Genomic DNA, 13,723 nt, shown 5'->3' on the forward strand with positions numbered 1-13,723 from the left:
ACTGTTTAATCTGGCAAATTTGATATAACAAACTATATTGATAATTATGTAATTGTTTGTTCAATTATGTTTTAAAAAAGCAAGGAATGAATATAAGTACCATTTCTAAGTTTGCAGTATCAGTCTTGATTTTTTTTGTACCCGTATTAAAATTAAACGCACAAAATTTTATATGGGATTTTAATAAAAAAATGCTCACTGATCAAACAAAGTCAAGGAATGTAGTATTGCCTAAAGATGGAATTGCGTGGAGTACGGTTGGTGGATCGAATGTTTTAGTCTCTAATTCATCTGACAATACAATCAGGCTTCAATTTCATCCAGACAATACTCCTGTTGTTAATGTCGCTTTTGATTTTAAAGGCCGTTCATTTTCCATCATGTCGTTCACAAAACAATTGTTTAGGATTGCTATTGTAAACGGTTTTGTAATTATAAAATTTGATTATGAAGTAAACGGAAAAAGAAAGAGTTTTCTGAAGCAGGTGCATTTAAGGGATATGATTCCTTTTAACGGTATTTATTTGAACGATGATAATTTTCACCATTATAACGTAATTATTGATGGTAAAAATGGCAGAGTTAGTTTGCTGATTGACGGTGAACGTAATGATAATTTTTCCTTCCCGGTTGAAAAATTCAACCGCATTATTTTTGAAGAAGGAGGGGCTATCAGAATGATCGGAGCACTAAGTAAACTCGAAGTGAATACTAATGCTATGTCAGCCGAGAGAAATAGAAAGCTGGCTGTAAAAAGTAGCCGCGGCTCTCTTTATGATGAAAAAGATTTTGCACCGGGCTTTCCTGCTTATAATGTAAGTACATTAGATCAATTGAAATCATTTCCTCTTCCGAGATATCAGAGTGGCTTCACTTACAAAAGAAATTTTCCATGGTTCGATATTACTTATCTCAGCTGGCTCCATAAAACCAGAAATAATAAGGGACCTGTTGATGAGCAGTCAAAAAATGCGGTAAATCTGATGTCGTTGCTTTATGATAAATGGAATTATTATTATGAAATACCTGTACTCAGAACTTCTAAAAGTAATGCTGATATTACCTATAAAAATGACAACAGCGTTATCGGAGCATTGGTGAAATATGCGAAAAATAATAAATCGATACAAACCGCAGGAATATTATTTCAAACCCAAAATAATCCTACTCATATCGGATTACAGTCATCTAAGAACTTCGAGCTGTCAGGAACTTTACCGGCAAATTATTATTTAAGAGACGCCAAAAGTAAGTTTATACTGAATAAAGGTAAAAAGGTATTATCACCTCTGGCTCCTCTTGATTATAAATACAACGACGCAAAGAATGCCGTATACTATTTGCAGACGGTTCAGAGTTATTTGGGTAGGCCGATTGACTTTCTAAACGAAAACGGAGAAATTTTCGGACATAAAATTCCGATCAGCCTATTAAAGGCAGATCCCAACGTACAGAAAGATATTTCGCTGAAGAATATGGATGATGAAAGTCTTTACAACGGCTATTTTCAAAATAAGCTGGATACAGCGTATAAGAATTATATTCTGCGGGCATTAAACTGGAATAAAACAGCTTTTTCGTTTTATAATGTGAGTGCGTATAATGATAGCTACTGGCCTGGGTATTCAATGCGGAGGACCTCAAATAATATTGAAAACAATAATCACTACTCTACTCCCTCATTTTACCCGGCATCACCAGGTGACTGGTTTTCTTCTGTAGGGGCCAGAAACGGAATAGATAATATTGCAGAAGGAAGAAGAAAAGAAATTCTTCTCGGAGATAAATATTTCTCTCCTTACATTGCTGCAGGTTGGGATGTTGATGATAAGAATATTCTTTCTTCACAATGGCTGGCTCTTAATAAATCATTATTGATTTTAGGTGCAGAGTTTTTTTATGTGGGATATTTTAATGTTACCGGCAGAACCGGATGGGCTAATGGGATCGGGCCCAATGATCCGAAAGGGTATCTTTACCAATTGGCTGTTCCGGCATATGCTCAGGCATTACTTCCTTTCTTTGAGCCGTTTATAAGTAAAGGTCAGTTTGTACAGAATACCAATACAAAAAATAATGTATTCAGGTTAGACGCATCAAAATTTTATCATTTTGTTTATGCCAAAAAATATAACAATGACCTGCTGATAGTTGCTTCTATTCAACCAAACTCAAATGTTAAATCTATAATTCCGCAGGAAGAAATAACAGAGGTTACGATTGATGGACAAGTGTTCAGGTTTAAAATCAGGACGCAAGGTTCGGTATATATCCTGAATCAGAAGGGAAGTAGTTATGTTATCCGGCAGCTGGATGCATGGCACGAAAACACTCATCCTTACTGGTGGTCAAAGAATATAGAAATTGAAGCAGAGCTACTTGATGAAAGAAGTGAATTATACAAAACTGAAAATATAAAGCAATCGGCTGGAGTAATTGATTTCTCCGGATACAGAACAAGTATTGTTATAAAGGATCAACTAAGTATTCCAATATATAAGAATAATATCAAAACCATACGGATTAGTGGTAAAGGGAATGCTCAATTCAAAATTAACGGCAAGTTATATAGTCTGTCAACAGCACAGTTAAGAATATCTTCGTTTGATTTGAACAAAGCTTATAGCGAAGGTGAGAAAATTCAACTTGAAATAGTAACAGGAAGTATGGAAATCGATAATATCAGTTATTAATATGAGTTTTTTACTGAAAATAAGAAGTATCCGTCTTGATAATAATAAAATTCTGGTAAGTAGTTTTCCCGAATTTTTTCTGGTGCTGTCAGTTTTTTCAAAAGAACTGTTCAGTAGCCGTTTTATGGGCGCAGATATCGACTGGTTTGCTTATTTATTTGCTTCTGTATATTTTGTATTAAACCTTGGGCGGGTATTTCTGGTAAAAAATGCTTTTACCAATCTTTTTTTATATATCCTGGCAACCTCCTTATTGTCTATTTTTATTTTTGACTATTCATTCGGAGGCTTTTTAAAACAATTTATTGCGGTATTTATTATTTATTCAGTTAATATTATTGTTTTAACGCGGTCGAGTTATCAGCATGTTTTTGAACTGTATATCAGGTTCGCATTTTATTCAGCAATTTTTGGAATTATCCAGTATGTATTATTTCATACCGTAAATATAAATATCTTAATGGGGCCGCATGGAAGATTAGATTCTATTGCTTATGAGCCCAGTCACTATGCAGCGATTCTTATTCCTGCACTGATTTATACGTTCTTCAATTTCAAGCGGTTTAAAAGAGAATTTATGATCATGATCATTGCTCTGATTCTTACATTTAACCTGACTTCTTATCTTACATTTTTGATCATTATTGCTTTCAGCTATTTAAATCCGCTTTATATCATATTTACGGTTCCGGTACTTTATTATGTAATTTTCGGATACCTGGCAGATTTTAATGAGAACTTTAGTATGAGAATCAGTGATACTGTTTCCGTATTCAAAGGAGATATAAATATTCTGAATAGTACCATTGAAGCGAACGGTACTACTGTATCAATGTATTCTAATCTCAATGTGGCATTGGAGAATGTGAGAAAATTGAACTTTATCGGTTCTGGTATGGGAGGGAATGAAGAAGCATACTACAATCTTTATGCAAATACAATGTTCAGGTATAACTATTTTTACGGCTTAAATGCAAATGCCGGCCACTCATTAACTATCCGTATCTTTTCAGAGTTTGGAGTAATTGGATTACTGATTTATTTATATACGATTATAAGAAGAGTCGTATTTATGAACGGGCAGCATAAAATCATCGCATTAGCCTGTTCAAGTCACTTTCTGGTGAAGACATTTAAATTGGGTGCTTACATAGATTACGGTACTCCGTTTTTTATTGCTATGTTATTTGTGAATTATCTTGATTTCAGAAAAAAGTAAAACAGCTTTATTTGTGAACTATTTATTTTTATATACCCGCTTACCAATGTACTTTTATAAGTGTATAGAGTATTTGGTAGAAAAATATGATACCTCTGTAAAAGCTACTATTGTAGTATATCCTCAAGACGATAATTCACCACATGCAATTCCTGAACATCCGGCTATAACTGTTATTACAAAAAACGATTTTACTAAAGGCAATCTTCAGCAGCTCAACCCGGCAATGATTTATAAAGCAGGCTGGGGCGATAAATATTACAATGAGTTAACCAAAGATTACAGAAATCGCATACCAGTTGTTGTAGGGTTAGACAATTTATGGGAGAATACCGTAAGACAAAAAATTGCCTGTCTGATAGCAAGATGGCTGATTAAACCAAGGGCGTCTCATTTATGGGTAGCCGGCCCTCCTCAACGGTCTTATGCCCATAAGTTATCTTACAACGACAATGAAATAATAGAACACCTCTATTGCGCCGATCTGTCTAATTTTCAAGTAAAAGAACTGAAAAGTGTAAAACAGATTTTGTTCATCGGGCGATTTGTTGAATACAAACGACCACATTGGCTGGTCAAAGCTTTTACAGAACTGCTGGTGGAGTATCCTCAGCTAGGCGACTGGACCCTAAAACTGGTTGGAAACGGACCCACAAAGCAATTGCTTGAAACAGAATATACCCATGCGAATATCTGTTATATGAACTTTGTTGAACCTGCCGGTTTGGCTGAACTATACGCTGATTCTTCCATTTTTTGTTTACCCAGCCATAATGAACATTGGGGAGTAGTGGTTCATGAAGCAGCGGCAACAGGACAAGCACTTTTATTATCCGATACTTGCGGCGCAGCCTCAGTTTTTTTAGAAGATAAAAATAATGGCAGAGTTTTTTCTAGTGGAAGTTATGAACATTTTAGAGAGTGTTTATACGATTTAATGACAACACGCGAAGAAGTGCTCGAAAAATATAGATACAACAGTATCAAAAAATCAAAACTTATCACGCACGAAAAATGGTGCGAATCAATTACCAGTTTAACCCATGCAAAAACCTAAACTCTTACTATTTACAGACTGGTACCTGCCGGGGTTTAAAGCCGGAGGGCCTATTCAGTCGTGTAAAAATCTTGTAGGATTATTAAAAGATACTTATCAGATATTTATATTGACATCTGATAGAGATTTATGTGAACCTGCTCCATATTCGGATGTGGTGGTGGATCAATGGACTACTATTCATGATAGTGTAAATATTTTTTACGCAAGCCCTGAAAAAATCAACAAAAGATTTTTGAAAGAGCTTTTTGCGGAAATTCAACCCGAATACGTATATCTGAATAGTATGTATTCGTTTAAATTTACCATCTTACCGGTAATGGCCTATGGGAACTATCAGAATCAGCCGAAAATTGTACTCGCTCCCAGAGGAATGTTACAAGACGGCGCTGTTCAGTACAAAAAGCTAAAAAAGATTATCTTTTTGAAGATCACACGTTTGTTGGGATGGGGTAAAAAAATACATTTTCATGCAACTGATGCGCAGGAAGTACAGGACGTAATGAAATATTACCCGAAAGCGGCAGTATCAATGGTGCAGAATATTCCTAACTATTCATTTGAAACAAACAATCAGACAGCAAAGCAACCCGGAGAACTAAAACTGGTTTTTTTATCAAGGATATCCCCCAAAAAAAACCTGCATTCTGCCATAAAATGGTTGAAAGAAAAGCAACTTCCTTTTAAATGGAGTTTTGACATTTACGGGGGCATTGAAGATCAGGCTTATTTTGAAGAATTAAAGACATTGAGTGAAGGAATACCGGTTAACTTTAAAGGACCAATTGATAATAAGCTGGTAAACGAAACGTTACAGAGGTATCATTGTTTCGTATTACCTACCTTTGCTGAAAACTTCGGACACGCTATTTTTGAAGCTCTGTGTGCGGGCTTACCCGCAATTCTTAGTTATAATACACCCTGGCTCCGGCTAAAAGAAAAAAAGGCAGGAATTAATATTGATATCGATGCCCCTGCTGAGTATATTCAGGCACTTGAATTTTTTGCAGGATTGAATGAGGCCGCGTTTGAACAATGGAGGGCAGGAGCAAAAAAAATGGCGAAAGATTACGTAGATTCGGGAAACTACCTGATGAAATACACTGAACTTTTTTCTAAAAAGAAATAAAACGAATAACTATCTTACGTGTTATTTAACTGAAAGATAATTTACTTTAAAAACAGCATTAATTTATAATTTTGCTTTGGAAACGCATAAAAAAATATCCATTATTACGGCTACTTATAATAGTGCCGCTACTGTAAGAGACACTTTAAAATCTGTCGCCTCACAGTCATACCCCGCTGTAGAACACGTTATTGTGGATGGCTTGTCGAAAGACAATACACTTGATATCGTTAAAAAATATCCACATGTAGCAAAAGTAGTGAGTGAGAAAGATAAAGGAATCTACGATGCTATGAACAAAGGAATCGATCTGGTAACAGGAGATGTGGTGGGTATTTTGAATTCAGATGATTTTTATGCGCACGAAGATGTGCTGGAAGATGTAATGGATCTTTTTAGAGATCCTGCCATTGATTGTGTATATGCCGATCTTCAATATGTAGATGCAGTTGACACCAGTAAGGTGGTCAGAACATGGATTAGCGGGAAGTACAAAAGAGATAAATTCCTTTATGGATGGATGCCTCCGCACCCTTCTTTTTTTGTACGAAAAGAACTATACAATGAGTTGGGAAAATTCAACCTCTCATTAAGGTCTGCAGCAGACTATGAGTTAATGCTCCGGTTCCTATACAAAAATCATAAAAAACCTGCTTATCTGTCTGATATTGTTGTAAAAATGCGGGCAGGTGGTATGAGTAACGCTTCTCTGAAACACCGGTTAAGAGCAAATGGTGAAGATAGAGAAGCCTGGCGTTTAAACGGATTAAAACCCTATTTTTTCACAACATGGTTAAAGCCGGCCCGAAAACTGGCTCAATATATTATTAAGTAAATTATTATCCTAAGAATATGTCTAAAGTTGCACTGATTACAGGTATTACCGGTCAAGATGGAGCTTATTTAACCGAATTGCTTTTAAGCAAAGGTTATAAAGTGCATGGTATTAAAAGAAGATCTTCCATGTTCAATACCGAACGTATTGACCATCTATATCAGGATCCACATGAACCGAATGTTAATTTACAATTGCATTATGGCGATTTAACTGATTCAACAAATCTTATCCGCATCATACAGGAAGTTCAACCCGACGAGATTTATAACCTTGCGGCAATGAGCCACGTTCATGTAAGTTTTGAAACTCCTGAGTATACAGCGAATGCTGACGGAATCGGAACATTAAGAATTCTGGAAGCTGTAAGATTGCTGGGGCTAAGTGCCAAAACTAAAATTTATCAGGCGTCCACTTCTGAATTATACGGATTAGTGCAGGCTGTTCCGCAATCAGAAACGACTCCTTTTTACCCGCGTTCTCCTTACGCAGTAGCAAAACTATATGCTTACTGGATTACCGTAAACTATCGCGAAGCTTACAAAATGTTTGCTTGTAACGGTATACTCTTTAATCACGAATCTCCTTTACGTGGTGAAACTTTTGTAACCAGAAAAATTACACGTGCTACTGCTAAAATAGCACTGGGATTACAGGATAAATTGTATCTGGGAAATCTTGATGCGCAACGCGACTGGGGACATGCAAAAGACTATGTAGATGCAATGTGGCGCATCTTACAGCAGGATACTCCGGAAGATTTTGTTATTGCAACAGGAATTACTACCCATGTTAGAGAATTTGTAAGAATGTCGTTTGCTGAAGTGGGTATTGAACTTGAATTTAAAGGGAAAGAAGAAAATGAGGTAGGAGTAGTAAAAGCCTGTAATAACCCGGCTTATCAATTAGAAATAGGTAGAGAAGTAGTAGCGGTTGATCCGAGGTATTACAGACCAACTGAAGTTGATTTGTTGATCGGCGACCCAACCAAAGCTCAGGAAAAACTCGGATGGAAACCCAAATATGATTTACCTGCGCTGGTAAAAGAAATGGTAGCCAGTGATGTTGAATTGTTTACAAAGTCACAGATCTTAAAAGAAAAAGGTTACTCAATAACAAATCAATACGAATAAAATTGTTAATTCATTAAAACAGGCTTATGTAAAACATGAGCCTTGTTTTGTTTAAGAATAAAATATGGAATCAGGTGCTAAAATATATGTAGCCGGCCATAGAGGAATGGTAGGATCTGCAATTGTTAGAAAACTCGAAACGCTGGGCCACAAAAATATTATTACCAGAACTTCAAAAGAGCTTGATTTAAGAAATCAGGCTGATGTGCAGGCTTTTTTTGAAACAGAAAAACCTGACTATATTTTTCTTGCCGCAGCAAAAGTAGGAGGCATACATGCTAATAATGTTTACAGAGCAGAGTTTATCTATGATAATATCATGATCCAAAACAACATTATCCATTCTGCCTATTTGAATAATGCTAAAAAATTAATGTTTCTGGGATCGTCTTGTATCTATCCGAAAATGGCTCCGCAACCATTGAAAGAAGATTATTTATTGACAGGCCTTTTAGAAGAAACAAACGAACCCTATGCTATTGCTAAAATAGCCGGTATCAAAATGTGTGATGCTTATCGCGCTCAATACGGTTGTAATTTTATATCCGTAATGCCAACGAATCTTTATGGCCCAAATGATAATTATGATCTCAATAATTCTCACGTATTACCTGCATTGATCAGAAAGTTTCATGAGGCAAAGGTAAATAATACTCCCTCTGTTGTAATGTGGGGCACGGGTAGTCCTAAGCGTGAGTTTCTCCATGCTGATGACCTGGCCGAAGCTTGTGTATTTCTTATGGAAAAATATAATGAACCGGGCCTGGTAAATATCGGTACCGGAGAAGATCTTGCTATCAAAGAACTAGCTTTAATGGTGAAAGATGTGGTTGGTTATGAAGGAAGTATTGAACATGACCTTTCCAAGCCAGACGGAACTCCCCGTAAGTTAATGGATGTATCAAAACTTCATAACTTAGGATGGAAACATAAAATTGAATTACGTGACGGTATCACCGAAGTATATAAAGTTTATAAAGCACAACAATAATGTTTGGAATATTTAAGCGTCGAAAAGAATTCAGTGTAGACTACAGTAACATTATTACTGACATTCACTCACACCTGTTACCGGGTATTGATGACGGCTCACCTGATGTAGACACATCAATGAAACTCATCAAAGGTTTGCAAAACCTGGGCTTCAGTAATTTTGTTACCACTCCGCATGTGTATCAGGAAATACATCCGAACACTAATGAATCTATTGATGACGCTTTTCAAATACTTAAACAAACAACCGATACAGCCGGCTTTAATGTGAACATTAATGCTGCCGCTGAATATTTTCTTGATGACCACTTTAACCAACTGCTCGAAAATGAAGTTCCTTTAAAAACTTTACATGATAACTGGGTGCTGGTAGAGTGGTCATTTGTTCAACCGCCTTTTGATCTCCGGCAAACGCTTTTCAATATTCAGATAAAGGGATATCAACCCATCATCGCTCATCCGGAGCGGTACACCTATTACTATAAAGACTGGGATGCTTTGGATCAATTAATGAAAGCCGGTGGCTTTTTGCAAATGAATCTGCTATCATTAGCCGGTTACTACGGAAAAGCGGAGAAAAATATTGCTGAATACCTTATCAGCAAAAACAAATACAAATTGGTGGGAACGGATTTACACCACGACCGTCACCTGCGCGCACTGCAATCAGCCGGACATATCATGCATATTCTGCACGAAATGATTGATTCAGGGCATATTCTAAACCCCTCTTTAGTTAAATAATTTTATTATAGCTTGATTATTAATCATTTAAGATTTTTGCCAGACGAAAATATCTGGTAACAAAAACAAAGTCCCTTCCTTTATATTAATATACGTTTTTTTTCTCATATCTGCAACTTAATTTACAGAAAAATGACGCTCATTTTTCTGAGATTTTCTGTTTGGTAAAGTTTTGAAATATTTTTAATGTATTGATTTTCAGTATTAAACTATTTTGAAAAACTTTTTTTCTTTCACACCTTCCTACATTTCCTTTATTGTATTTTATCAATTCGTTTTCCCGATTGTGTAAATGGTTTTTTCTTTTCGAGTAAATCGCCCTAAGGGTGATTGGTTAGTTTTGCTGGCTAAATCACCGCCAGCAAATGTTTAAACATTTATAGTGGTGGACTCATTCAGTCTTTTTATTTGATTAATACCATTATATGTTCAAAAGAGCTTTGAATTTTTTACTGTCTGTTGTGGTTCTTCTGCTGGTTAGCCGGATAGCCGTTGCACAGGTAACTATAGATACGTTACCCTCAAAAATTTCTACGCTTGATGAAGTAGTGGTAACCGGTCAATATGAACCGCAGTCGGTGAAAAAATCTGTTTATCAGTTTCGTGTTATCAACAGAGACAGAATTGAGAAAACTGCTGCCACCAATATTGCCTACGTATTAAATACTGAATTAGGTATCCGCTTTTCCAACGACAGAACATTAGGAACCAGTGATATTGAAATGATGGGTATGTCGGGCCGGAACGTAAAAATTTTGTTAGATGGAATTCCTTTGGTGGATAGAGGTGATACCCGTGAAAGTTTGAATCAGGTAGATATTCATTCAGTAGAAAGAATAGAGTTAATTGAAGGGCCGATGTCTGTAATGTATGGCTCAGATGCCTTGGCCGGAGTAATTAATATTATTACCAAAAAATCGAGAAAAGGATTTAGTGTAAAAGCAAATATTCAGGAAGAAACAGTTGGAAAGGAATATAATCCGATTCTGGGCAAAGGGCACCATCTGCAAACGATCAATGTGAATTATCAGAATAATAACTGGAATTTTCAGGGAGGTGTTACCCATTATGATTTCGGAGGCTGGAGAGAAAGCAGAAAAGAAGAAGATCAGAATATAGAATGGCATCCGAAAGAACAATTTTTGGGATTTGCAAAAGTAGGATATACTAAAAACAGGTTCAGTGCATACTATCGCGTAGATGCATTAGACGAAACCATAGTCAATTATGGATTAATTTTTCCTGCTACCAATACCACTTCAGATCAGAAATTTTTCAGTCAGCGTTTGTTACAGCAATTGCAGGCTGATTATAAATTAAGTAACAAATGGTTACTAAACGGAGCTGCTTCTTATACACATTACAACAGAAGAACCCAAACCACCCGGATCGATCTGAATACAGGTGAGCGTACTTTAAGTTTGGGAGCCGGTGAAAATGATGAGTCTACCGTGAACAGTATCTTCGGAAGATTAAATACTGTTTATAAACATAGTGACAATTTTCAATGGCAGATAGGAGCTGATATGAACAGAGAACAAGCGCTGGGTCAACGCATCAAGGGCGAACCGGTAATTACAGACATGGCATTGTTTACCAGTGCACAAATCCGCGTATTACCTGGTCTTGAAATTCGTCCCGGCCTTCGCTTTACCTACAACTCGGTGTATGATGCACCACCAGTGATACCATCATTGAATGCAAAGTGGATGATCACGACAGATATTGATTTCAGAGCTTCTTATGCCCGCGGTTTCAGAGCACCGGCTTTAAGAGAGTTGTATTTTGACTATTTCGATGCAAGTCACTCTATCATGGGTAACGACCAGTTAGAAGCGGAATATAGTAATAGTTTTACGGGCTCATTTACTTTTCAGCACAAAACATTGCCTGATATTAAATGGTCAACTACTGTAGGAGGCTTTTATAATGAATTTGATAACCTGATTACATTCGGTATCAAAGCCGATCAGCCGGATGTTACTACTTACATTAATATTGATAAGTTTAAAACAACAGGCGGTACTATCACGAGTACGTTAAACTATAAAGCACTTACTGCAACTGCGGGATTTGCTTATATCGGAAGATACAACAGAATCTTAAATGATAACGAATCTTTATCAACCGAAGTGCCTTCTTTCAACTTCACACCGGAAGCAAATGCTTCAGTGGGCTACCAGGTAGCAAGAATCAGAACCACCTTCAACCTGTTCTACAAGTTTACAGGTAAACGCGAAGTTTATCAGATCGTAACAGGTAACAATGGTCAGCAGGTACAGCTGGCTGCTACGCAGGAATTTCAATGGATGGACTTTACCTTTCAGCATAAAGTAAACAATAACTTTTCATTACAAGGTGGTGTAAAGAATATCGCCAATGTAGTGAATTTAACCAATACTATTGCCTCCGGAACAGGAGCTCATACAACTGCAGGAAATTTGCCAATGAGTTACGGAAGAAGTTATTTCCTCGGAGTACAATATCAATTTAATAATACTAATAAAAAATAGAGAAAATGAAACAACTGGTTGCATCTATATTATTGATGGCTGTTATTTTTACAGGGTGCTCTAAATCCGACCCACCCTTGCCTGCAATTAAATTAGGATTCGAATCTGCTGCACAAGGTTTTGGTGATGTAGAGGAAGTTACCGTGAAAGTGGTGATCGACAGAGCTAACGATGCAGATATCAATTTTGACATAGACGTTACACCTTCTGAGGTAAATTATAATGAGCATTTTACAACAACTCCTGCTGTAGCAGATGGTAAAATTAATGTAACAATTCCTGCAGGTTCAACAGAAACATCTGTTGTAGTGAAGAAGGCAGATGATCAGTTCTTTCGTGGAACTGAATTCATCGACTTTACTGTAAAATCAATATCCTCTTCAGTAGTGGCTGGCGCAAATCCTACCCTTAAATTATCATTCGGTGCAATCGTTTCAACCGGCACTTCAATGAGATTGAATGGTGGTACCGGAGGGTCTTCGGCTATTAATTCAGTTTTTGTTGATTTCAGTAATAATAAACAAACTTCTGTACTAAGAGCCTCATGGCATCTTGCCTTTTACAGTGGAGATACCTATAATGTATTGTTGAATGATACCAAGCCTTTAACTGCAGTAGCTGTTAATGCAACTGATATACAAAACTTTAAATTTGCAGATTTTACATATGCTGATTCTTTAGCACTTGGTTTCGGTAGTGGCACGTTTGAGGTTGTAGATAGCTATTTGCACGATTTTTCTAAAACAGTCATCAAACCTGTTGCTGAAAATACTGCTGAAAATAAAATTTATGTAATTGCTGACGCCGGATCTGCAGGTGCAACACCAACTGCTGATCAGCTATATAAAGTGAAAATTAATCGTTCTGCAAAAGGATATACTGTTCAATATGCAAAAATTAATGAAACTACCATTAATACAATCGAAGTAGAAAAGAATAGTCAGTATAATTATCAGTTCTTGTCTTTTGCTGATAAAAAAGTTACGCCTGTTGAACCACAGAAATCTAAATGGGATATAGAGTGGACTTACGGTTTATATTATACGAATTTTATGGGTACAGATATTCCTTACGCATTCTCTGACCTGGTATATACTAACCATAAAGCCGGAGTAAAAATTGCTGAGGTATTAAATACTACAGTTACTTATGAGAGCTATAATGCATCACATATTGCTGCTACAAACTTTAGCAGTGACAGAACACATATTGCATCTAAATGGAGAGTAACATCCCCATCAGGTACAGATCAGGTTGGTGTAAGAAAAGACCGTTTTTATGTAGTTCAGGATGCAGATGGAAACGTTTACAAACTTCTTTTTGTGAACTTCCACTCCACTGCAGTTGATGGTGGTGAAAGAGGATATCCGAATATTAAATATGAGTTAGTTAAACAAGCAGATTAAA

Annotated in this window: 10 protein-coding genes; all 10 read left to right on the forward strand. The window is 36.5% G+C overall.

Going from position 1 to position 13,723, the window contains the following annotated elements:
- The first annotated feature begins 86 nt into the window (after positions 1 to 86).
- The 10 genes from D9O48_RS08725 to D9O48_RS08770 all read left to right on the forward strand — a co-directional run bounded on the left by D9O48_RS08725 (position 87) and on the right by D9O48_RS08770 (position 13,722).
- Positions 87 to 2,693: a cysteine peptidase family C39 domain-containing protein gene (locus tag D9O48_RS08725; protein ID WP_126972567.1), complete on the forward strand. Its 2,607-nt coding sequence runs from the start codon at positions 87 to 89 to the stop codon at positions 2,691 to 2,693.
- A gap of 1 nt (position 2,694) precedes the next feature.
- Positions 2,695 to 3,912, forward strand: coding sequence for a hypothetical protein (locus D9O48_RS08730; RefSeq protein ID WP_126972568.1), 1,218 nt, complete (start codon positions 2,695 to 2,697; stop codon positions 3,910 to 3,912).
- A gap of 13 nt (positions 3,913 to 3,925) precedes the next feature.
- On the forward strand, positions 3,926 to 4,969 hold the full coding sequence (locus D9O48_RS08735) for a glycosyltransferase (RefSeq protein WP_126972569.1): 1,044 nt from the start codon (positions 3,926 to 3,928) through the stop codon (positions 4,967 to 4,969).
- Complete coding sequence (locus D9O48_RS08740; protein ID WP_126972570.1) at positions 4,956 to 6,098, forward strand: glycosyltransferase family 4 protein; 1,143 nt, start codon at positions 4,956 to 4,958, stop codon at positions 6,096 to 6,098. The genes D9O48_RS08735 and D9O48_RS08740 overlap by 14 nt, the downstream gene beginning before the upstream one ends.
- 76 nt (positions 6,099 to 6,174) lie before the next feature.
- Positions 6,175 to 6,933 (forward strand): glycosyltransferase family 2 protein, encoded by a 759-nt coding sequence (locus D9O48_RS08745; RefSeq protein ID WP_126972571.1) that lies wholly within the window; start codon positions 6,175 to 6,177, stop codon positions 6,931 to 6,933.
- A 17-nt stretch (positions 6,934 to 6,950) separates the two neighbouring features.
- Entirely contained in the window at positions 6,951 to 8,066 is a 1,116-nt protein-coding gene (gene gmd, locus D9O48_RS08750; RefSeq protein WP_126972572.1) for a GDP-mannose 4,6-dehydratase, read from the forward strand.
- A 64-nt stretch (positions 8,067 to 8,130) separates the two neighbouring features.
- The gene (gene fcl, locus D9O48_RS08755; protein WP_126972573.1) at positions 8,131 to 9,057 is read left to right on the forward strand and encodes a GDP-L-fucose synthase; all 927 of its coding nucleotides are present in this window, start codon (positions 8,131 to 8,133) and stop codon (positions 9,055 to 9,057) included.
- The gene (locus tag D9O48_RS08760) at positions 9,057 to 9,803 is read left to right on the forward strand and encodes a tyrosine-protein phosphatase (protein ID WP_126972574.1); all 747 of its coding nucleotides are present in this window, start codon (positions 9,057 to 9,059) and stop codon (positions 9,801 to 9,803) included. Before fcl ends, D9O48_RS08760 begins: the two co-directional genes overlap by 1 nt.
- Positions 9,804 to 10,228: 425 nt before the next feature.
- Positions 10,229 to 12,316 (forward strand): TonB-dependent receptor plug domain-containing protein, encoded by a 2,088-nt coding sequence (locus D9O48_RS08765; RefSeq protein WP_126972575.1) that lies wholly within the window; start codon positions 10,229 to 10,231, stop codon positions 12,314 to 12,316.
- A gap of 5 nt (positions 12,317 to 12,321) precedes the next feature.
- Complete coding sequence (locus D9O48_RS08770) at positions 12,322 to 13,722, forward strand: HmuY family protein (RefSeq protein WP_126972576.1); 1,401 nt, start codon at positions 12,322 to 12,324, stop codon at positions 13,720 to 13,722.
- The last annotated feature ends 1 nt before the right edge of the window (position 13,723 follow it).

The organism is Gynurincola endophyticus (assembly GCF_003991195.1).
In the GTDB taxonomy this organism is placed as follows: Bacteria; Bacteroidota; Bacteroidia; order Chitinophagales; family Chitinophagaceae; genus Gynurincola; species Gynurincola endophyticus.